The sequence below is a fragment of the Bernardetia sp. ABR2-2B genome (assembly GCF_037126435.1).
GTDB lineage: Bacteria > Bacteroidota > Bacteroidia > Cytophagales > Bernardetiaceae > Bernardetia.
This window is the reverse complement of record NZ_CP147020.1, coordinates 2,122,991-2,145,059: the sequence shown is the minus strand read 5'-3', so window position 1 is coordinate 2,145,059 and position 22,069 is coordinate 2,122,991. Positions and strand designations below refer to the sequence as shown.

18 protein-coding genes are annotated in these 22,069 nt (G+C 32.0%); 11 read left to right on the top strand and 7 right to left on the bottom strand.

Features of this window, described 5'->3' with window-relative positions; translation table 11 throughout:
- Nucleotides 1-5: 5 nt before the first annotated feature.
- Together accC and WAF17_RS08960 are read right to left on the bottom strand one after the other, a co-directional pair.
- Complete coding sequence (gene accC, locus WAF17_RS08965; protein WP_338770173.1) at nt 6-1,520, bottom strand: acetyl-CoA carboxylase biotin carboxylase subunit; 1,515 nt, start codon at nt 1,518-1,520, stop codon at nt 6-8.
- 86 nt (nt 1,521-1,606) lie between these two features.
- Nucleotides 1,607-2,884, bottom strand: a complete 1,278-nt coding sequence (locus WAF17_RS08960; protein ID WP_338768998.1) for a HAMP domain-containing sensor histidine kinase — start codon at nt 2,882-2,884, stop codon at nt 1,607-1,609.
- 237 nt (nt 2,885-3,121) lie between these two features.
- On the opposite strand from WAF17_RS08960, the gene WAF17_RS08955 reads away from it, so the two are divergent.
- The 10 genes from WAF17_RS08955 to WAF17_RS08910 all read left to right on the top strand — a co-directional run bounded on the left by WAF17_RS08955 (nt 3,122) and on the right by WAF17_RS08910 (nt 14,798).
- Complete coding sequence (locus WAF17_RS08955) at nt 3,122-3,907, top strand: SAM-dependent chlorinase/fluorinase (protein WP_338768996.1); 786 nt, start codon at nt 3,122-3,124, stop codon at nt 3,905-3,907.
- Between the two features lie 12 nt (nt 3,908-3,919).
- On the top strand, nt 3,920-4,570 hold the full coding sequence (locus tag WAF17_RS08950) for a hypothetical protein (protein ID WP_338768993.1): 651 nt from the start codon (nt 3,920-3,922) through the stop codon (nt 4,568-4,570).
- 182 nt (nt 4,571-4,752) lie between these two features.
- Nucleotides 4,753-5,919, top strand: a complete 1,167-nt coding sequence (locus tag WAF17_RS08945) for a cysteine desulfurase family protein (protein WP_338768991.1) — start codon at nt 4,753-4,755, stop codon at nt 5,917-5,919.
- Nucleotides 5,920-6,568: 649 nt separating this feature from the next.
- Nucleotides 6,569-7,012 (top strand): DUF3592 domain-containing protein, encoded by a 444-nt coding sequence (locus WAF17_RS08940; protein ID WP_338768990.1) that lies wholly within the window; start codon nt 6,569-6,571, stop codon nt 7,010-7,012.
- 66 nt (nt 7,013-7,078) lie between these two features.
- Nucleotides 7,079-8,140 carry a helix-turn-helix domain-containing protein gene (locus WAF17_RS08935; RefSeq protein ID WP_338768988.1) on the top strand — a complete coding sequence of 354 codons (1,062 nt, stop codon included), beginning with the start codon at nt 7,079-7,081 and terminating at the stop codon, nt 8,138-8,140.
- A gap of 132 nt (nt 8,141-8,272) precedes the next feature.
- Nucleotides 8,273-9,913: a serine hydrolase domain-containing protein gene (locus tag WAF17_RS08930; protein WP_338768986.1), complete on the top strand. Its 1,641-nt coding sequence runs from the start codon at nt 8,273-8,275 to the stop codon at nt 9,911-9,913.
- 160 nt (nt 9,914-10,073) lie between these two features.
- Nucleotides 10,074-11,360 carry a nucleoside transporter C-terminal domain-containing protein gene (locus tag WAF17_RS08925; protein WP_338768985.1) on the top strand — a complete coding sequence of 429 codons (1,287 nt, stop codon included), beginning with the start codon at nt 10,074-10,076 and terminating at the stop codon, nt 11,358-11,360.
- Between the two features lie 85 nt (nt 11,361-11,445).
- Nucleotides 11,446-12,171: a porin family protein gene (locus WAF17_RS08920; RefSeq protein ID WP_338768984.1), complete on the top strand. Its 726-nt coding sequence runs from the start codon at nt 11,446-11,448 to the stop codon at nt 12,169-12,171.
- A 129-nt stretch (nt 12,172-12,300) separates the two neighbouring features.
- On the top strand, nt 12,301-14,139 hold the full coding sequence (locus WAF17_RS08915) for an MXAN_6640 family putative metalloprotease (RefSeq protein ID WP_338768983.1): 1,839 nt from the start codon (nt 12,301-12,303) through the stop codon (nt 14,137-14,139).
- Nucleotides 14,140-14,417: 278 nt separating this feature from the next.
- Complete coding sequence (locus WAF17_RS08910; RefSeq protein WP_338768982.1) at nt 14,418-14,798, top strand: Hsp20/alpha crystallin family protein; 381 nt, start codon at nt 14,418-14,420, stop codon at nt 14,796-14,798.
- A gap of 112 nt (nt 14,799-14,910) precedes the next feature.
- Here the strand turns inward: WAF17_RS08910 and WAF17_RS08905 are convergent, their stop codons facing one another.
- Together WAF17_RS08905 and WAF17_RS08900 are read right to left on the bottom strand one after the other, a co-directional pair.
- The gene (locus WAF17_RS08905) at nt 14,911-15,963 is read right to left on the bottom strand and encodes a TraB/GumN family protein (RefSeq protein ID WP_338768980.1); all 1,053 of its coding nucleotides are present in this window, start codon (nt 15,961-15,963) and stop codon (nt 14,911-14,913) included.
- A 134-nt stretch (nt 15,964-16,097) separates the two neighbouring features.
- Nucleotides 16,098-16,679 carry a 7-carboxy-7-deazaguanine synthase QueE gene (locus WAF17_RS08900; protein WP_338770171.1) on the bottom strand — a complete coding sequence of 194 codons (582 nt, stop codon included), beginning with the start codon at nt 16,677-16,679 and terminating at the stop codon, nt 16,098-16,100.
- A 638-nt stretch (nt 16,680-17,317) separates the two neighbouring features.
- Between WAF17_RS08900 and WAF17_RS08895 the strand changes: the two genes are divergently transcribed.
- Nucleotides 17,318-18,541 (top strand): tetratricopeptide repeat protein, encoded by a 1,224-nt coding sequence (locus WAF17_RS08895; protein WP_338768978.1) that lies wholly within the window; start codon nt 17,318-17,320, stop codon nt 18,539-18,541.
- 77 nt (nt 18,542-18,618) lie between these two features.
- On the opposite strand, the gene cysD is transcribed toward WAF17_RS08895, so the two are convergent.
- The 3 genes from cysD to WAF17_RS08880 form a co-directional block, all read right to left on the bottom strand.
- Nucleotides 18,619-19,521, bottom strand: a complete 903-nt coding sequence (gene cysD, locus WAF17_RS08890; RefSeq protein ID WP_338768976.1) for a sulfate adenylyltransferase subunit CysD — start codon at nt 19,519-19,521, stop codon at nt 18,619-18,621.
- A 27-nt stretch (nt 19,522-19,548) separates the two neighbouring features.
- Entirely contained in the window at nt 19,549-20,826 is a 1,278-nt protein-coding gene (locus WAF17_RS08885; protein ID WP_338768973.1) for an ABC transporter ATP-binding protein, read from the bottom strand.
- A gap of 75 nt (nt 20,827-20,901) precedes the next feature.
- Nucleotides 20,902-21,789, bottom strand: coding sequence for an ABC transporter permease (locus WAF17_RS08880; protein ID WP_338768971.1), 888 nt, complete (start codon nt 21,787-21,789; stop codon nt 20,902-20,904).
- Nucleotides 21,790-22,069 lie beyond the last annotated feature (280 nt).

Here is a 22,069-nt window from a genome sequence, read left to right as displayed (position 1 = left end):
TTATCTTAGGAAATACTACGTTTTTTTCTCCAATCACTCATTCCACTAGAATTGTTTTTTTCAGTAGAATCAGAAACAGCTATACTTTTCTTTTTTCCATTTTCCAAAAGCTGACTTACGATTGCCACAGCAATTTCTTCTTCTTCTTTTGAAGTCTCTGCTTCTAAATATTCAGGCTTGAAATGATTTTCTACGAATTTTGTACTAAAATTACCACTTCTGAAAGCCTCATGTTTCATTACAAACTTACAGAAAGGTAAAGTCGTTTGTATTCCAGAAATTTTGTATTCGTCTATTGCTCTTATCATTCTGTCCATCGCTTCTTCTCTATCTTTTCCAAAAGTAATGAGTTTGGCAATCATTGAATCATAAAAAATAGGCACTTCCATTCCCTGCTCAAAACCATCATCTACACGTACTCCCAAGCCTTTTGGAGTGTCATACTCCACTACTTTTCCCACATTTGGTAAAAAGTTATTTACTGGGTCTTCAGCATAGACACGAACTTCGATAGAATGACCATTAATTTTTAAATCTTCTTGTTTGAAAGAAATTTCTCGTCCTTCTGCAATTTTGATTTGTTCTTTTACTAAATCGATTCCTGTAATCTGTTCTGTAATTGGGTGTTCTACCTGCAAACGAGTATTCATTTCTAAGAAATAAAAATTCAACTCTTCATCTACAATAAACTCTACCGTTCCTGCGCCGTAGTAATTACAAGCTCTAGCTACATTTACGGCAGCCTCTCCCATTGCCTTACGCATTTTGTCATCCACGACAGCCGAAGGAGCTTCTTCTACTACTTTTTGATGACGACGCTGAACTGAACATTCTCTTTCGAAAAGATACAAGATATTTCCGTGAGTATCTCCCAAAATCTGAATTTCGATATGACGTGGCGAACCAATATATTTTTCAATAAAAACAGCACCATCTCCAAAAGCTGATTGCGCTTCACTAACAGCACGTTTCATTTGCTCTTCAAACTCTTCTTCTTTTTCTACTACACGCATTCCTTTTCCTCCACCTCCAGCACTTGCTTTTACCAAAATTGGATAGCCAATTTGGGCAGCTTCTTTTTTGGCTTCTGCAATATCCTCAACAGCATGATTAATTCCTGGTACCATTGGAATATCATATTCTGAAACAGCGTTTTTGGCGGCCAATTTACTTCCCATTACCTCAATCGCTTCTGGCGAAGGGGCAATAAAAATAAGTCCTGCTTCTTTTACTTTACGAGCAAAGTCTGCATTTTCTGACAAAAATCCATAACCTGGATGAATAGCCTGTGCGCCTGTTGTTTTGGCTGCTTCAATAATTTTGTCTCCACGCAAATACGACTCAGCCGAAGGTGGCGCACCTACACAAATAGCCTCATCAGCAGCACGAACATGAGGAGCTAATCTATCAGCTTCACTAAAAACAGCTACCGTTTTGATACCCATTTCTTTACAAGAACGAATAATGCGAAGCGTAATTTCTCCACGATTGGCGATGAGAACTTTTGTGATTTTGGTAATGCTCATGAGGTTTTGAGGTGTTTTTTTGTGTTGTAAATTTCTAGTATTACAAAAGTCGATAAATTATTTAATAATTTAAAATTGATTTATTTCAGATTCGGAATTTCTATATAAAAAAGAGAACCTTTACCTACTTCTGACTCTACCTTGACCCATCCATTTATCTTTTCTAATGTTTCTTTCAAGATATAAAGTCCCAATCCAGAGCCTTTGCTATCTTCGCTGGCTCTATAAAACATATCAAATATTTTCTTTTGATGTTCTTCTTTTATTCCTATTCCATTATCTTGAATAGTAATACAAACTTTTTCTTTATATGTATTTCCAAAGATTTTGATAAAGCGAAATTCTTTTTGCTTGTCAGAGTAGCGAAAAGCATTGGAGATTATATTGTTAAAAACAATTCCTGTACGATATTTATCTGCATAAAAATCTACTTCTTGTTTTATATTTATTTCTACTTCGATATCCTTTGCTTCTGGCAAATATTCAAACTCTTTTGTTAGCTCGGTCAGGTAGTCTTGCCAGTTTATTTTTTGAGGCTTTATTTCGATACGAGAATTACGAGAAAAGTCTAAAATATCTTTGATGAAAGAATCTAGTTTTAAAAGACTTTTTTCTTTTAGGTTTTCGTAATGAATAAGCTGTTGAGGGTCTTTTTCTAATTTGGAAATAGCAATCAATCCCAAGACAGAGGAAATAGGCGCACGTAAATCGTGGCTGACACTATACACAAAGTTATCTAATTCTTTATTGGTTTTGGAGAGTTCTGTATTCTTATTAATCAATACTTTCTCTGATTCTAAAAGCTGATTGAATATATTTTGATATGACCTTACCAAAATCCAGACGACAACAGGGAGGACAATGAAAAGTAAAATCATATTCACTTTTCCAAAGATATTTTCATAATACGGATTGATTTGAGCATAACGAGGAAAAATGTTAAAATCAAGCAAGACCAGAATCAATACAAGCAATAAAGGTAAGATGGTATGAAAAATAACATATCGCTTAGAACGAACATTGAGAACGGAAGGAATTAGAAGGATAATAACGAAAAATAATAAATGTAGATTACTATTTCTTCCAATAGCACTAGAAAAGTAAAATACTGTCAAATTGAAGCCGATTAAAAACCAATGGGCAGAATATTCTGTACCAAAGTATTTTTTAATGATAATAACACTAGACAAATAAAAGACAATTATAAACCAATACCATAAGTTATCCCATAATCCCAAATAAATATCAGGTAGAAAGCTCAATGTCATGGAGATAAATAAAAAATATACTAGATAAGTAATATTTTTGCTGCGTTGAAGGTGTTCATTTTTCAAGAAAGCTTGAACTGTATTTTCCATTCTGATGCTAAGTTCTTGAGTAAGGTAAGTGAGATAAGTTATTTTTTACGTATTTGATTGTTAGAATAGAAAATTAGGAATAAAACATTGATAATCAAATTTCTAAAAAGATTTTAATCTATAAAAAGGTTTTTGTGCTTATTAAAATAAGAAATAAATTTGAGATAGTGCAAGACATAAAACATAATCTTTACGTATATTGCTTTTTCATTTTGCAGTAAAAATCACAAAAATAAAATGCAAGCAAAAGGATTAAATATGAATATTGTTTTACTTACTGATTTTGGTTATCAAGATGGTTTTGTTGGCGTTATGAAGGGCGTTATAAAATCGCTTTCTCCTCATGTAAATTTAATAGATTTAGCGCATTCTGTTCCAGATTATGATATTTTGCGTGGTGCATTGCTATTAGAAGCACATTATAGTTATTTTCCAAAAGGAACAATTTTTTTGTGTGTCATTGACCCTGGGGTGGGAAGTGATAGGCAGCCGATTATCGTCAAAAGTGGAGGTTATTATTTTGTTGCTCCTCATAATGGTGTTTTAGATTTGATTACAGCCATTGAAGATATAGAACAATGTGTGGAGATTACAAATAAAACTTATATGCTTGAAAGTGATGCCAATAGTTTTCACGGAAGAGATATTTTTGCGCCCATAGCTGCACATCTTGCCAATGGAATTTCGATGGAAAATATGGGAGAAGAAATTCAGTACGATTGGTATCTCAATTATCCATTCAGTACCTACAACGAGGAAGAAAAAACAGTAACAGGAGAAATACTCTCTTTTGATAAATACGGAAATGCACTTACCAATCTTAGAGCTAGAAAAGGCATAAAATATGGGCGAGTGTTAGAACAAAATGCAAAGTTTTGTAATTATTTCTTAGAAGGAAACGACAGATTGCCTAATCTTATCAATGGTTCTTTTGGAAGAGTAGAAATTTTTATGCCCGAACAAAATGCAGAAAAACAATTGCGTCTTAGAAAAGGAGATGAGGTGATTTTATATTTACAATAAAAACCCAAAAAAGTGGATTTCCTTCTAAAAATTAAAGAATTAAAATGGCTACAAATCTTCATTATTTATACTCGTTATTTCATAGGAGGAGCGTTTGTTTTTGCTAGTCTGGTAAAAATAAAAGGACATCGATTTGTTAGAAATAGTGGTGCAGATATGCCGATTGATTCGGCTTGGCATTTTTTTGAAACGATGTATCAATCTGGTTTGTATTGGCAATTTTTGGGTTTTGGTCAGCTTTTAGCAGGTTTTTTCTTGATGACTCAACGCTATTCTAAGTTGGGTGCAGCTCTTTTTTATCCAATTATTCTCAATGTTTTTATAATTACTCTTTCGTATGAGTTTGGAGGAACACCTTTTATTACTGGACTTATGCTTTTAGCAAATACAATGCTTATTCTTTGGGAGTGGAATAGTCTTAGAATATTTTTCAATCAGCCAGTAATTCAAGATAACTCAGAAAGGTTAGAGTATGATACTATTTGGCAAATAACAGGACTGATTTTATTTGTTTTTACAGCTTCTTACCGAATTTATACAGATAGATATAATCTCTTTTTTTGGTTTGGAACGTGTTTTTTGATTGGCTTGATTACATTTTTGGTTTGGCTAACAAAGAGTAATAAAAGAACTATTGCTACAAAAAAAGAATTTCAAAATTGAGTTTTTTATAAAATCTATGTACCTTTGTAAACTTTAATTGTTGGTTAAATAATTCATAATCAACAACTTAACATTTACCAAAAACACATTTAATATATTGAACAGCTGGGAAAGATATTCTTAAATTAAAACCCTTATAGTTTGGAAAACAATGCTGTTCATACTAAATCCATATACCATTTATGTCAAATTCTTCTTCCTCTCGTATTTATTTAGACAATGCAGCCACTACACAGTTAGATAAAGCTGTTTTAGATGAAATGATGCCATTTTTGACAGAACACTTTGGCAATCCTTCTTCTACGCACTCTACTGGTAGAATTGTAAAATCTGCTGTTGAAAAAGCACGAAAGACTGTTGCTAGTCTTTTGAATACTTCGCCAGCCGAAATATTTTTTACTTCTGGAGGAACGGAAGCTGATAATACTACTATCCGTTGTGCTGTTCGTTCGCATAATTTAAAGCACATTATTACTTCGCCTCTGGAGCATCATGCTGTTTTGCATACGATTGAGGAATTGGAAAAACGAGGAGAAGTAAAGGTAAGCCTAGTAAATATTGATAGAAAAGGAAATGTTGATTTGAATCATTTAGAAGAGCTTTTGAGCAAAAACGAACGCTCTTTAGTTTCACTCATGCACGGAAACAACGAAATAGGAACAATCCTAGACTTGAAGCAAACTGGAGAAATTTGTGAAAAACACAATGCTATGTTTCATTCTGATACCGTTCAGACGATGGGATATTATCCAATGGATTTGCAAGAATTGCCTATTCATTATCTAGTCGGTTCGGCACATAAGTTTCACGGAGCAAAGGGAATTGGATTTTTATATATTCGCCACGATGCAGGTTTTTGTCCATTTCAAACAGGAGGAGCGCAAGAACGCAACATGAGAGGAGGAACAGAAAATGTAGCTGGAATTGTAGGACTGGCAAAAGCATTAGAAATTTCTTTTTCAGAAAGAGAAGCTCACACAAAACATATTCTTTCTCTAAAAAGCAGAATGATAGAGAAATTAAGAGGTATTTTTGGCGAAGATGTTAATTTTAATGGAGAATCTGGAAACCTTGAAACAGGACTTCCAAAAGTATTGAGTGTTCAGTTTCCAAAATCAGATATGGGCGATATGCTTTTATTCAATTTGGATATTCAAGGAATTTCGGCATCGGGTGGAAGTGCGTGTTCTAGTGGTTCAGAAATTGGTTCACACGTTTTGACGGCTCTTCAAAATGACCCATCTCGTCCTTCAGTTCGTTTTTCATTTAGCAAATACAACACGATTGAAGAAATTGATTATGTTGTAGAAAAAGTAAATGAAATTTATGCCCCTGTTTTGGCGAAGTAGGATGAGGTAGAACTTTTGATTTTAATTTAATTTTGAAACTCGTAAGGTATTGTGCTTTACGAGTTTTTTTATTTCAATACATTTCATAATTATGACAAAAAATTTAATAGTTTGCTTTATTTGGTTACTCATTCATTCTATTTTACTAAAGGTAACTTACAGTGAATACTTAGCAACTCAAGATACATTAGAGTCTGGTAAAATAATAAAAGTTGAATTGTATTCTAAATATGTTACTAATGGTTTTAATGCTTTAACTTCTATCACAATGAAGAGAAATATAGTGTTCATGTAGGAAGTACAGAATACAGTAATTTTTCGCCTTCAGATTCTATAGAAGTTTTATACAATGAAAAACGTAATCATTTTGAGAATGTGAATGGCAGTAGTAAAATAGAAAAATATATAATTGGAATTATTGTGGGAATAATCTGTCTATCACTTGGAGTTATTTGGCTTCTTTATATCTTAAAAAAAGTATTTTGGAGAAAATAAAAATTCTTACCAATATATTATAAAGTTTCTACCTTGTATCTATAATTTTATCAGAATCGTAACTGAAACTAAAAAATCAGCGTACTAATTATTATAAATAAATTTTTTTCATTAGTCAAATATTGATGCTTTTTCAGAGTAACAAATTATGTTTATGATTTTACGCTATTTTTTTATTTTGATGTTCAGTTGCGTTACAATATACTTATCATTCAAAGTAGTAAGTACACAACCTAGAAATACAATAACACAAGGTGTAGTTAAAACCTTTGAAAAATCAGTAGGTGGTAAGGCTAGTTATTCAATAGAGTTTCTAGATGCAGAAGGAGAGAGATTTGTGATAGATAATGTAGTACAAAGCAATATTAATATTCCAAGTTTCAGAAAAGGCGATAAGGTAGAAGTTGCATATAATAAGCAAGAACCACAGGAAGGAAGACTAAATGATATTTCAGAAAAATATGCTGATGAAACATATGCCTTCTTGTTTTTTTTATTCACTATTTTTGCTATTGTAGGAGCTATAAAAGCTCGTAAAATAAATGCTGAAGAGAAAATTCGTAAGAAGAAGGAACAAGACGAATTGTATATACCATAATTGCTATTTTTGTGATTCTCTTGTGAGTAAATTTATATTTGTTTCTCAAATTTTATCTTTTAACCTTTGATACTCCTCATCGAACTAATAAACGACATTGGAAAAATTGTCGTTTTTCTGATGCTCTTACTCTCCGTTTTTCTGATTACTGCAAAGTCAAAGAAGAAAACTTCAAATTATTTATTTGCAGCCTTTCTGCTCGTTACTACTCTTGATTTATCGGGTCTATTTCTGTCCATTTCAAATCCAATACTGCAAAGTAGTAGAGTTGCTTCTGTTTTGCTCCAGATGCCTTTTTACTATTTTTATGTGCAATCAGTCTGTTATTTCAATTTTAAACTAGAATCAAAGCACTTTCTACATACGCTTCCATTTTTTGTTTTTTCTATATTTTTGATAGCCACTTCTATTTCAGAAATGAGTTATATAATTTATAAAATTACTGCTCAAATTCAGTATTATAGTTATATTATTGCTGTGTTTTTTACTTTGTATCGCTTTAAGAAATTATATCAAGAAAATTATTCTACTAATCATCAAAACACCTACAAATGGCTTTTGCAAGTAACTATTTTGTTTCTGATTGGAAATAGTTTTGTCCAGCTTCGGAATTTTGTATCCTCCGAACAAAATAAAATCGTACTTACAAGCCTAATTTTATTGAGTAGTCTTTTTGCTTTATTTATTATCTGTTGGTTTGTTTTGAAGGCTCTTTACAATCCAAGTTTGTTTGTTGGCGTGGATAAAAACTTATCTGCCTCTTCTATTCAATCTAAACAACAAATAGATGCTCAAACTCAGTCAAGCCTCCAACAGCTTACCGATTATATGAAGAATGAGAAACCGTATTTAGATCCTGAACTTAGTTTACAAAAACTGGCAATAGCAATAAATCTTTCTGAAAAACAACTTTCTGGACTTATCAATCAACACATCGGAAAGCATTTTTTTGATTACATCAATGAGTTTAGAATCAACGATGCCAAACGATTATTGAAGCAGCAACCCAACCTAACCGTCTTAGAAATACTTTATGAAGTAGGTTTTAATTCAAAGTCTTCTTTCTATACAGCCTTTAAAAAAGAAACCAACCAAACACCCACAAAATACAGAAAATCAGTAAGTTAAGTGTAGTCTGACTTTAAAACGGACACTTTTTTTGAGAGAAATGAGTTCGTTTTTCGGTAGTCGGACGATTTGTGTAGGGATATTTTTCACTTTTGTTGGAAATCAAATATCTCAAACAAAAACCATTTAATAATGAAATCTCAAACCTGTATTATCGCTTTCGTATTTTTATTTTTTCAGTCTCTCTATGTTTTAGGACAAAATAATTTTATAGAAAAACCCTATCAAAAAATTGATTCTTTATTTAATTCTCTTTATCCATCCAATAAAACAGGTGCTGCTTTTGCCATCATCGAAAACGGACAGACAACCTACAAAAACGCCAAAGGATTATCCAATATAGAACATCAAATTTCTATTACTGATTCTACAATGTTTCATATTGCCTCTGTTTCTAAACAGTTTACTACTTTTTTGGCTCTCTTATTAGAAAAAGAAGGTAAATTATCTTTCGCAGACGACATCAGAACTCACTTGCCAGAATTGAAACACTTACCCAATAAAATTACTATAAAAGAGCTAACAAATCATACGCATGGTCTGCCCAACATACACGAACTGATGAATTTGAAAGGCGCATATCCAGAAGGTCAGATGACGCATAAAGAAGTTGTGAAGTTTTTATTAAAGACTAAACAAACTAATTTTGAACCGAAGGAAAAATACGAATACAATAACACAGGCTACATTTTATTAGCTGAAATTATAGAAAGAGTGGGTCAAAAGCCTTTCAAAGAGCAGTTAGAAGAAAAAATATTTTTACCTCTCGGAATGAATGCTTCTAAAGCGATTGATGATGTTAATATTTTGATAAAAAATAAAGCAAATTCTTATAGATTTGTAGGTAATAGTTACGAAAAACATCCTTTACATCTTGGAACAATAGGTTCGTCTGGAATTAATACTACAATCAATGATTTGATTTTATGGGCAAAAAATTATCAATCTCCTAAGGTGGGAAGCAGAGAGTTTTATAATAAAATGGAACAAGCTACTTATTTAAAGTCTGGAAAGAAAATTAATTACGGACTGGGACTGCAATTTGGAAAGTATAAAGGATTAGATATTGTCTTTCATGGAGGAGGAGATGTAGCCTACCGTTCTTATATTTTGCATGTTCCAAAACATAAGTTATCTATTGTAATTTTGGCAAATACTAATGATTTTTCGCCTTTAGATATGGTTCATCAAACACTTGACATTTTATTAAAAGATGAAATACAAGAAGACAAAACCTCAAAAACAATAATTACTAATGAACAACTAGAAAAATATGAAGGAACATATGAGTTTTACCCTAGTATATATTTTACTATCCTAGCTCAAAATGATACATTATTTTTTCAATCGTATGGAACTAAAGAACAAAATCCTCTTCCTTCAATAAATAAAAACACGTTTGAGTTTCCCTATCTACCTCATTCTAAGTTTACTTTCTATGAAGATAGATTTGATTTTCATATTGCAGATTTTACTTATGAATGCAAGAAAATAACTATTCCTACTTTTGATGCAAAAGATGTAAAGTTAGAAGACTTTACTGGAATATTTAGAAATGAAGAATATGCTATTGATTTTAAATTAGTTGTAGAAAACAATCATTTAGTTGTAAGAAGAGCCTTTGATAGTATTGAATTGAAGCCTTTTGCAATAAATAGTTTTTATTCCCCACAATTAGGAAAACTAGATTTTGTCTATGATGAGAATGATAAAATAATAACATTTAAAATATCAGGACAAAATTTTAAAAGTGTAGTGTTTAAAAAGCAATAGGATCTAAAATATCTGATACAAGGTTATGTCTGTAATCTTGTATCAGATTTCAATCAAAAAACAATCAAATTTGGCTTCTAATTTCTAAATCTGAATAATTTACTCTACTTTCGCTGTTTAATTGTTTTTAAAGTCAAGTATTTAAGATTTTTACAAAATTATGGATTATTTGAGAGGATTGTTAGGAATGTTAGTTTTACTAAGTGTGGCGTATGCGTTTTCTAGTAATCGAAAGGCTATAAACTGGAAACTAGTCGGAATCGGACTTCTCTTACAAGTAATTTTTGGAATATTAATTACTCAAGTTCCTCAAGTAGCACAGATATTCCGTTCTGTAAGTGAAGGCTTCGTAAAGTTTTTGAGCTTTGCTAATGACGGAGCAAAATTTCTCTTTAGTGATTTGGCTGATGTTCCCAAAAGTGGTTTTATTTTCGCTTTTCAAGTCTTGCCTACAGTTATTTTCTTTTCTGCCGTAACCACAGGGTTATATTATTTAGGAATTTTACAAAAACTATCTTACGGAATTGCTTGGCTGATGGCAAAGACAATGGGTTTATCTGGTGCAGAAAGTCTTTCAGCAGCAGGAAATATTTTCCTAGGACAAACAGAAGCTCCTCTTTTAGTGCGTCCTTTTATTGCCAAAATGACTACTTCCGAACTTATGTGTTTGATGACTGGAGGAATGGCAACGATTGCAGGAAGTGTTTTGGGAAGTTATGTTGCTTTCCTTGGTGGAGCAGATTTAGTAAAACAAGCTGAAGTAGCTGCTCAACTTCTTAGTGCATCGATTATGAATGCACCAGCAGGAATTGTATTTGCTAAAATGCTCATTCCAGAAACAAAACCAGAACTCATTGATTCAGAATTAAAGGTAAATAAAGAAACATTAGGGGCAAATGTTATCGATGCTTTGGCAATTGGAGCAGGAGAAGGATTAAAACTAGCCCTAAATATTGGTGCAATGCTTTTGGCTTTTATTGCCGTTATCGCACTTCTAAATTATATGCTTGAAGTTGTTGGGGATTGGACAACCCTAAATGCAATTATTGCAGAAAGTACTAATGGAGTTTTCAATAAACTTTCAATGGAGTATATTTTAGGACAAGTATTTCGTGTGGCAGCCTTTGTCATTGGTGTAGAATGGGCTGATACACTTCAAGTAGGAAGTCTTTTAGGACAAAAAACAGTTATTAATGAATTTGTAGCCTATGTAAGCTTGGCAGACCTTCAAGAAAAAGGATTGATTTCAGCTAAATCAATCACAATTGCTACTTTTGCGCTCTGTGGTTTTTCTAATTTTAGCTCTATTGCTATTCAGATTGGAGGAATTGGAGCAATGGCACCTAATCAACAAGCTAATCTTTCTCGTCTTGGGTTGAAAGCCTTACTTGCTGCGACACTTGCTTGTATGATGACGGCTACTATTGCAGGTGCTTTATTGTCGTAAGTTTTTTTATCTTTACAAAAAAAAATATCCCCTTACTAATCATTTTAATTATTATTTGTAATTTTTTATACAAAATTCATTAGTTATGAATGTTATCAAAAGTGCTGTTTTTGCTATTTTATTTTTATTTGTGTTTACTCACATAGAAGCTCAAGTTCAGTTTGGAGTTAAAGCAGGTTTGAATATCAATAATATTGGTATTATTTCTGAAGATGATGAATCAGATACAAAAATGTTATTTCGTTATCATGTGGGTGCTACTACTAACTATGATATAAATGAGGCTTTGAGTTTACAACCTAGTTTATTATTTAGTATAAAGGGTTTTAGTCTCAATGAATCTGAAAAAGATGAATTTTCAGAGTTCACACAGAAAGGTTATGCTAGTCTTTATTATTTAGAAGTTCCTATTAATTTAGCATATAAAATTAATAACTTTCAAATATATGCAGGACCTTATACAGCTTTCGGAATAGGAGGAAGAGGTAAATCAGAAACAACTACAAAACTTAACTTTGGTGGTTTAGTTTCAGAAGAAACTACAACAGATGAAGCTACCTATACACCTTACTACCGAGAGGTTACTCAAGATGATGATCTTGAAGACGATGAAACTCCATACAATGGCTTTGATTATGGTTTGAATGCTGGAGTTGGCTATAAATTAAACAATCTTCTTTTTAATGTTGGCTATTCCTATGGATTAGGAAACTGGTTCGCTAGAACAGAAGGAAATGATGATTTTAGAAAAGATAATAAAATTCAGAATCGTGTAATCAGTCTTTCAGTAAGCTACTTCTTTGGGGAATAGTAAAAAAATGAAATAGAAAAGTCTACGAAAAGCATCTTTTCGTGGACTTTTTTCATGTAAAATAGCTTAGATTTTTATATCTTAGAGTATCCGTATATAATCTGTTGTTTCCTTCAAACTATCCAAAAAATGATGTTTTACTCTACTTTTAAAATTTCAAAGCTGCCTATTTACCTATTTATTTTAGGTTTTATTGGACTGTATAGTATTCCAGCACCTTCTTTTTCTCAAAATAATTTACAAGAAGATATAGAATTTTCTAAGCGATGGGAAGCACAGCTTAATCAAGCTCTTTCTCCTAATGACTCTCATACGCATAGAGACAATAAAACACATCGTTCTTGCCTTTCTATGGTTCTTTTGGAAGGAAAGCAAAATGAACACAAACTGACTGAAAGACTTCAAAAGGTTTTGAGAACACATGCTATACGCCCAGAACTTGACTTTTCAGAAGATTCTCCTCATTTTCGTTTTCATTATGATAAAACAGGAAATGATGCTGTTTCTTCCACAGATGATAATGATAATGGCATTCCAGATTATATAGATTTGATGATTGTCGAATTTGAAAATGTCTATAATAAGGAAATAGAAGAGCTTGGTTACGTAGCTCCTCCAAGTGATGGCAGTGAGGGAGGTGGAGAAGATTTATATGATGTTTATATTGAAAATTTACAAGCAGGGTTTTATGGATATGTACAGGAAGATATTGTTGTTGGAGATAACCCAAACTCCTCTGTAATAGAAACACAAGCAGCTACAAGTTGGATGGTAGTACGTAATAATTACGATGGTTTTGGTTTACAGAACGATGCGCTTAGAGTAACAGCAGCTCATGAGTTTTTTCATGCTATTCAATATGGATATACTAGTAGTGATGAAATTTCTTTTTTTGCTTTTGAAGGCTCTGCTTCTTGGATGGAAGAAGAGATTTACCCACGTGTAGATGATAATTTTCAGTATTTAGATGGTATATTTGATGCGCCTGATGTAGCGATAAACTATAATGAAAACGATGAAGATGACCCTGATTATTTTGATTTTCGTATAAATTGGTACGGTTCATGGATTTATTTTCAATACATAGGAGAAAATTATGGTAAAGAAGTTATCAAGACGTTTTGGGAAAATTTGCGCTCTCAATCAGAATTAGAAGCTCTTGATGCAGCACTTATTACAAAAGGAACAACTCTCAAAACAGCTTCTGAAGATTATTTCATTGCAAATATTGTTTTGTCTGCTAGTTCAGTCTCACAGCCTTTTACGTACGTTAGAGCTGCTGATTATATCAATTATCTGAGAGAAAATACGGATTCAGAAAGAGTGAGAGTAGAAGGGCAATTAGATTATTCAGGACAAAGCAAAGTATGGGATAGCAAACAACAAGGAAATAGGCGTTTGATGCGACTTTCGGCTGATTATATAGAGCTTACCACACAACAACAAGAATTTAAAGCAACCATAACAACTACCGAAGGCACAGGAAGTGAAATAGGAGTGCAGTTTGTTGCGCTGAAAGCAAACGGAGAAGTAGAAGTTGTGAAAAATTATCCAAATGTAGGAGAAGATGCAAAAATTGAAGTAGAAAATATAAACTCAACAGATAAAATGTACTTGATTGTATATAGATTAGGAAAGTTAAGCGATGACTTTACTTCTAAACAGTATCGTTTGAGAATCGCAAGTATTGATGAGCCATTAGGAATAGAAGATAATTTGGGAGAAAATAATTATTTCAAAGTTGCATCAAACCCTATTTCAGATAATTTGCGTTTCGTTTATCAACTAGAAAATCAAAACTTTAAAAATTATAAAGTAGATATTACGGATGTTTTGGGTAGAAAAATGATTGAAAATGAATCAATTGATAAGTCTATTCCTACTTCAAAATGGGCAAAAGGAACTTATTTTGTTACTCTTTTGTATCATCAAAAACCTATTGCTATTCGTAAAATAGTCGTTCAATAGCTTGAAAAAAGCTATTTAGATGTTTTACTGTTAAAAAGGCAGATTGTATCTAATTATTAAATTAAAACTGACTTTTTGTCATTTTTTTGAAAGTTGTTTGTTTTATGTTATTTTACTTTTAGATTATTTTTTATCTAAAAAGCGTTTATTATTTACTTCTTTTAATTGCTGAAAAATAAATAAAAAGTTGGTTTGAGTTTTGATTATATTCTAGTAAATCAACCAATACTAGACAACAGCTAGTCTGAATCAATACAGACATTAAAATATATACAATTATGATGACGATAGATAAAACCTTAACCAAAAAACTTGCTTTACAATCACAAGCTGAAAATATAGCTAGTGGAGGAACAGTTCCTACAAAAATGTTTCTTTCAGAAGAAGAAAATGGATATTTACTTCGCCTAACAGCAGCATCTGTAAAGCCAAACTCATATAAAATAGAAGTTCGTCAAGGGCATTTAATCATTATGTCTTTGGTCAAAATTAGTGAATTTGAAGGTGTTCCACGTTTTATGCAAGCTTTTCCTATCCTACCTCATGTAGATTCGAATGGAATTGAAGCTCGTTACATAAATGGAGAACTTCAAGTTTTTGCTCCCTTTACTGAAGACAACCAAACAGGTGATAATAGAAAAATAAATATAGATTTCTGAACTTAAAATTTGTTTCAGAGGTCAAAAATGATAGATATAGAAAAGCCTTCATCTTTTAAGAGTATTCTTGAAAAATGAAGGCTTTTTTATGTAGTAGATTAACGACTCATTTTTATTTTTCAACTTCTTTTTCTTTATTAAAAAAAATAGGTGTGAGTGTATAACCTGCTTCTTTTAATAAATTTACCATTCCTTTTTCGCCACCCAAATGACCAGCGCCTACGGCTGCAAAAATAATATTTTTCTTACTTTTTTTGTCTTCTTTGGTTAGTTCTTTTTTTATTTGCTCGTCCATTCGTTTTGTCATCTGAATGTTTCGCCTTACAATCAGCGATTGATAAGATTCTTTTTCAAACTCACTAGAAATTTGTTCGTGTAATAGTTCTATATTTTCACTCAAATAAAGTGAAATAAGAGTTTCTATTGGACTGGTTGCATCTTCTATTTCTACTAAAGTTGTATCATTTTTTTCCACAACAGCAATGTCGATTTCTACTTTTGCAGAATCTTCAACTTCTTCTTCTTTTGTGTTTTTTTCTATAATATAATTATATAATTCTTTTGCTTGTTTGTCTATTGGCGTAGAGTTTAATGCAGTCATTTGCTCTTTTACAGTTTCCAAACCAATTACTTTTTGGTCGTTTTTTCTCGCTCTGTTTTGTAAATACATATCTAAGGCAGGAAATTTTTCGACGTTTGCAGCTTCTTCTTCCTTAGATGTGCTGATTGATTTTGCAAGTTCTTCTTGTTCCTTTTCTTGTAACATTGCCATAATAAAAATAGGACGAACCATATCCAAAAAGGGAGCTAATGCCCCTATATTTTCTGTCAAGTAAGGCTTGATTTCTTGGTATTCTTCTTTGGTTAATAACTTTGAAAGCGTTGAATCTGATGGAGACATAATATAACCAATAGCTAAAATAGAAGTCATAAAGTTCAAATCTAGTTCTCCAGCTACTGTCAATGAATTATCCATATACGGATAAATATTTGAAGCATAATCAATCACACGTTCATCTCCTACGTGAACAGTTCCGAAAAGATATGATTTTTGTTGGATGTTATTTCCACTTATTTCCCAAAGAAGTTGAGCCTTTACAAAAGTAGAGGTAAAGAAGAAGGCAAGAGAAAAAAGCAAACCAATTAGATAGGAAGGAATAGGCATAGAGTAGAGGTTTATGTTTTTAGTAAACTAACAAAAAAATAATTCTATTTTTTTATTAGAACGTATAATTATGTTTTGTGTTCCCTACTTTTTCAAAAATAATATTGATTTTGCTGGATATTCACTAATTAAAATTAAGGAATATCCATAAACTTGTGTGTCTGTAAAGAAACTTGCCATCTAGGATTCTCTTTTACAAACTCTATCAAAATAGGTAAGTTTTTGCTGCTCTTGCTCCATTCTGGTTGAATAAGTAGTTTGCAAGAATCCGAAACTTTTTTGGCTTCTTTTTGCGCCCACTCCAAATCACTAAGTGTATAAACGACCATTTTTAGCTCGTGAGCTTTCTCGTAAATAGCTGGTAGTGGCTTTTTAAATCTTTTTGGAGAAAGCGTAATCCAGTCTAAAGTTCCTGAAAGTGGATGCGCCCCTGAAGTTTCGATATGAACACTAAAACCTTCTTTTTTTAATGCCGTCGTAAGCTCTTCCAAATCGTGCATCAATGGCTCTCCTCCCGTAATGACGACCAAACGAGCAGGAAAAGAACTTGCTTCTTTTACAATTTGAGAAATAGATTGCTTTGGATGTGCTTCTTTATCCCACGATTCTTTTACATCGCACCAAAAACAACCTACATCACAACCTCCCAGTCGGATAAAATAAGCTGCATGTCCCATAAAAACGCCTTCCCCTTGAAGGGTATAAAAAGCTTCCATCACTGGAAGAAAAGTATCAGACGAGTTTATTGATGATTTTTTTTTCGGTGTAGATGAGGATTCAAAATCTTTCTTAATCTGTCTAGCTGATTTTAAATTCGAAATTGACTTTGATTGTTTTGATGAAGATATAGTACGCATTTTGATTTCGTAATTTAGGATAATAAAATGAAATAGAATACGGCGAAGGTATGCAAACTCCACAGCACAAAAAGAGTGCAAAGGTAGGCTTTTTTAGATACAAAATAAAATAGTATTGCTACCAATTAATAGAATAATAACTAAAATAGTTCTATATTTGTATTTGAAAATAGTATTTTCTCTCTTTTTTTTAAGAGATTCGTGATATTAAGCTGTTTTTATCTAAAAAAGTTAAACAAAATGCCCAAAAAGTAATTATTTATTTATAACTCAGTCGCTCTAAAAATAAGCGAAATTTTTATCTGAATTAAACCATCACTAACCGATACAAGCAATAACTTAATCGGAAAAATACAACCTCCTATATAATTCTACGTATTTAAAGTAAATCAAGGCATTAATTTTGGCTATTACTTATTTAAGTTAATTAGCATAAATTTTATTATTTATACTAAAAAATAAATAAAAAATAAGCTTTTAATCAAAAATAGATTTTGATGAGTTATAAAAAATATCAAATACAGGAAAAACGATTTTACAAAAAATATATAGCACTTATTACTACAATGATAACTACCTTACTTACAACTATTCTTATTACATTTTCTTCTTTTGCTCAAAACCTACAAGCAAATGATGCAACTGTTGCATACCAACAAGGCAAACAGCAAGAGAAAAATGCTTCAACAACAGCCCATTATGAAAAAGCATTTCAGTTGTATGAGAAATCAGCTTATTTGGGCTATGATTCTGCACAAGTTGCTCTTGCACAGTTTTATGAGTTAGGAATAGGAACAAAAACAAATTTTTTGAAGGCCGCTGATTTGTATCAACGTGCTTTAGAGCAAGGAAATGCACAAGCTGCTTTTCGTTTAGGAAATTTGTATGAAAAAGGAAACGGCGTAGAGCAAAATATGGAACAGGCAGCTCTTTGCTACTTACAAGCGTGGGGAGGTAAATATCCTCGTGCTTCGGAAGCTTTAGAGCGTATAGATGCAAAGCGTTGGTTGTCTTCAGATTTGCCTACTTATCGTTTTTATTTAGCTATGAATAATGATAAGAATGCACAGTATCAGCTAGGAAAAACGTATTTAGATACAAAATCAAATGTAAGACCAAATTGGGTAAAAGCTAAATTTTGGTTGCAAAAAGCAGCAAAAAATAATTCTGTAGAGGCTCAACTTCTTTTGGCAAAAACGTATGAAGAGGGAGAAGTTATAGAAAAAAATAATGATTTAGCTACTAATTATTACAATCAAGCTGCAAGACAAAACAGTGAGATAGCTTTATTATGGCTAGAAAATCAACAACTTCAAGAAAACCTTGAAAGTATTAGGCTTACAAAAAATACGAATAATGTCGCTAAAAATGAAGTTGTAACAGTTAATCACTTTGAAGAAGGTGTAAAAGCTTGGAATATGAAAAATAATGAAGTTGCTTATGCTCATTTTCAAAAAGTGTCTTCTAAAAAGAATCCTCAAGTTTTAAAATATTTAGCCATTATGCACAAAGATAATTTGATTGCATCATCAAATCTATCAGAAGCAATTTTGTATCTAAATGATTATATAAAAATTTATACAGAAGATGCAGAAGGTTACAAGCTTTTAGGTGAAATTTACCTAGCCAAAAAACAAAAGTCAGAAGCTAAATATTATTTTGAACAAGCAGAAAAAAAAGGAATTAAGATAACAAAAGAGGTTTGGGCTTCACTAGATTAGGAATAATATTTATTTAAAAATCATATAAGATAAAGCTCTTTTGTTGAAGTTGTTTCAATAAAAGAGCTTTTGTTATTTTAAAAATACCCTTCTTTCTTACGGTCTTCCATAGCAGCTTCCGAACGCAAATCATCTGCTCTTCCTGCTCTTTCAGTCAGACGCATAGCTGCTACTTCATTTACGATTTCAGAAACACTAGAAGCTGGAGATTCTATCGCACCCGTACAGGTAGCATCACCTAAGGTACGAAAACGCACTTGCATTATTTTTTTTTCTTCTTCTGGGCGAAGTTGCATAAAATCTGTAACCCCCATAATTACACCATCTCTAACAAAACATTCTCTTTGATGAGTAAAGTAAAGTGAAGGTAATTCTAATTTTTCTCGTTCTACATATTGCCAAACATCTAGTTCTGTCCAGTTGGAAAGAGGAAAGATTCTAAAATTTTCATCGTGTTGTTTCTTTCCATTAAACAAATTCCATACTTCTGGACGCTGATTTTTTGGACTCCATTCTCCAAAACTATCTCTATGAGAAAAAAAGCGTTCTTTTGCTCGTGCTTTTTCTTCATCTCTTCTTCCTCCTCCAAAACAAGCATCAAGTTTTAGTTCTTCAATGGCATCTAAAAGTGTAATACTCTGTAATTTATTTCTACTTGCTGTATAACCTGTCTCTTCCTTTGCTTTCCCTTGATTAATAGTGTCTTGAACATAACGAACAAGAAGCTCCGTATTTGTTTTTTCTACTAAATAATCTCTAAATTCAATAGCTTCTGTAAAATTATGCCCTGTATCAATATGCAATAATGGAAATGGAATTTGGGCAGGGTAAAATGCCTTACGAGCTAAATGAAGAAGTGTGATTGAGTCTTTTCCTCCTGAAAAAAGTAATGCTATATTTTCAAATTGAGCAACTGTTTCACGCATTATATAAATTGCTTCTGCTTCAAGTTGGTCAAGATGAGAAAAATTATACTTCATTGTAATTAAATTAAAAAAGAAATTAAATTATTTTGCTGCAACAACATGCGTATTTATATCAAAAAAACCATGAGGAGCTGCTGGGTTATATGCCAACTCATCTTCATTTTTATCTGTAGTAATTTGAAGAGGAGGTAAAACAGAATCTACAATATCAAAAAAGGTTTCGACAGATTGCCCTAGCCAAAAATACATATCATACTCTCCTGCACGAAAAGGAGTATTTTCTAGTATAATAGAAAAAGAAATAGTGTAATTTTTTTCATTTGGACGAAGAAAGATAGAAATATCTTGTTTTTTTGTATTGGTTATAATTTCTCCAGTAGAGGATTTGAATAGAAAAGATATAAAAAGCGAAGATAGAGGTTCGTTAATTTTTGTTTCAAAATTAAATTTGATATTCTGACCACTCAAAAAATTAGGAAGCTCTATATCATTTGTATCAGTAATTACGATTTTACTAAAACGAGCATCTCCTCTTCCTCTTCTGTTCAAGCTATTATGAATTTCACTATTTTCATCAAATACTTGGTCGTGCATAGAAGATAAGTAGTTATTAATTACTTCACTTGTTGTTCCTGTCTGTCTAACTTGTCCTTTATCTAACCAAATTCCCTTATTACAAAGACTTCTGACAAAAGTAGTGTTATGACTAACAAACAAAATAGTTCTACCTTGGCTAGAAACTTCTCCCATTTTTCCCAAGCATTTTTTCTGAAATTTGCTATCTCCAACAGCCAATACTTCATCTACAATCAGGATTTCAGGTTCTAAATGTGCAGCCACAGCAAAGGCTAGACGTACATACATACCTGAAGAGTAGCGTTTTACAGGAGTATCCAAAAACTTTTCTATTTCAGAAAAATCAACAATTTCATCAAATTTAGATTTAATTTCTTTTCTTCCCATTCCCAAAATAGCTCCATTAAGAAAAATATTTTCTCTACCTGATAGCTCGGGATGAAAACCTGTTCCTACTTCTAAAAGACTTGCTACACGTCCTTTGATAGAAATACTACCTGTTGTGGGTTCTGTAATACGGCTCAATACTTTCAAGAGCGTAGATTTCCCAGCTCCATTACGACCAATAATTCCTACTCTGTCGCCTTGTTGTATATCAAAACTAACATCCTTTAATGCCCAAAAATCTTTAAAGTCATTGGTTTCCTTTTTTTTAGAAAAAACAGATTTTACCTTGTCAGTAATTACATCTCGTAAAGACTGATAGTTTCCTTGTTGGTCTTGTCCTATAACATATTTTTTTCCTAAATCTTCAACACGAATGACACTTTGGCTTTGACTCATTTTATTTTTAAATTATAACAATACAAATTTAATAAACCGAATAATATAATTCTGATTATTAAAATCTAACTTAGATTATATTACATCTGCGAATGTTTTTTCTGTCTTTCGGAAATAATACACAGCATACCCCAAAATAAGTAAGCACATAATAATAGAGACACTAAACATGCTCCAGTTCATTTGAGCATTACCAATAATAGACCAACGAAAACCATCAATAACTCCTACCATTGGATTGAGAGCATATAGAGCTACTAAATAATCTGTTAGCCAATCCATATTCATCTCTATCATTTTTTTACCTAATTTTTCATAAACAATATTGCTACTAAAACCAACAGGAGAAATATAAACACCAAACTGAATAATAAAAGGGATAATATATTTAAAATCTCTGTATTTTACGTTCATAGCTGTCAGTAGAAGTCCCACACCAAAAGCAGCCAAAAATGCAACAAGTAGAAAGAAAGGTAGAAAGATTATTTTCCAACTCGGAACATACTGATAAACAGCCATTAGGATAAGTAGAAGAACGAAAGAAATCAGAAAATCTACACAGGCTGTAATAATGGAAGCTGTTGGAATAATCAAACGAGGAAAATAAACTTTAGAAATCAGATTAGCACTGCCAACCAAACTATTACTGCTTTCTGAAAGTGCATTTGCAAAAAACTGCCAAGGCAAAAGTCCTACATAAACCATAACAGCATAAGGAGCATTTCCTTCAGAAGGAAGCCCTGCGACGCCACTAAAAACAACTGTAAATATTATCATGGTAAGAAGTGGACGAATCACACTCCAAGCAATACCCAAAACAGTTTGTTTATAACGGACTTTCAAGTCTCTCCAAGTCAGAATATAAAAAAGCTCTCTATATCGCCAAAGGTCTTTCCAATAGTTGCTCTCTGTCTGACCTGCTTTGATAAATAAATCGTAATCTGATGAATCGTTTTCTTTCACAAAAATATAAAGGTATAAATAGTTAATATATGATAGACTCTTTTCAAAAGTTAGAGTATATTAAGAGAGAGCAAAGTTTATTAAACTAATAGTATCTCAAAAGTAGATTGCAAATATACAAAGGTTGATTAGAAATAGTAATAAGTTGTGGAAATGAATTTGACTTTACTAGCTTATCAGAAGAAAAAAAATTAAACAAAGTAACTAGAAAGGTATTATATACGTATAGGAACTTGTTAATCTTTTTTGAATAGAACTTTTTTTTAATTGTTCCTTAATC

Coding starts and splice junctions, on each gene's coding strand:
- WAF17_RS08960 (WP_338768998.1), bottom strand. CDS start 2,884: ATGGAAAATACAGTTCAAGCTTTCTTGAAAAATGAACACCTTCAACGC.
- WAF17_RS08955 (WP_338768996.1), top strand. CDS start 3,122: ATGCAAGCAAAAGGATTAAATATGAATATTGTTTTACTTACTGATTTT.
- WAF17_RS08945 (WP_338768991.1), top strand. CDS start 4,753: ATGTCAAATTCTTCTTCCTCTCGTATTTATTTAGACAATGCAGCCACT.
- WAF17_RS08940 (WP_338768990.1), top strand. CDS start 6,569: ATGATTTTACGCTATTTTTTTATTTTGATGTTCAGTTGCGTTACAATA.
- WAF17_RS08930 (WP_338768986.1), top strand. CDS start 8,273: ATGAAATCTCAAACCTGTATTATCGCTTTCGTATTTTTATTTTTTCAG.
- WAF17_RS08925 (WP_338768985.1), top strand. CDS start 10,074: ATGGATTATTTGAGAGGATTGTTAGGAATGTTAGTTTTACTAAGTGTG.
- WAF17_RS08920 (WP_338768984.1), top strand. CDS start 11,446: ATGAATGTTATCAAAAGTGCTGTTTTTGCTATTTTATTTTTATTTGTG.
- WAF17_RS08915 (WP_338768983.1), top strand. CDS start 12,301: ATGATGTTTTACTCTACTTTTAAAATTTCAAAGCTGCCTATTTACCTA.
- WAF17_RS08910 (WP_338768982.1), top strand. CDS start 14,418: ATGATGACGATAGATAAAACCTTAACCAAAAAACTTGCTTTACAATCA.
- WAF17_RS08905 (WP_338768980.1), bottom strand. CDS start 15,963: ATGCCTATTCCTTCCTATCTAATTGGTTTGCTTTTTTCTCTTGCCTTC.
- WAF17_RS08900 (WP_338770171.1), bottom strand. CDS start 16,679: ATGGAAGCTTTTTATACCCTTCAAGGGGAAGGCGTTTTTATGGGACAT.
- WAF17_RS08895 (WP_338768978.1), top strand. CDS start 17,318: ATGAGTTATAAAAAATATCAAATACAGGAAAAACGATTTTACAAAAAA.
- cysD (WP_338768976.1), bottom strand. CDS start 19,521: ATGAAGTATAATTTTTCTCATCTTGACCAACTTGAAGCAGAAGCAATT.
- WAF17_RS08885 (WP_338768973.1), bottom strand. CDS start 20,826: ATGAGTCAAAGCCAAAGTGTCATTCGTGTTGAAGATTTAGGAAAAAAA.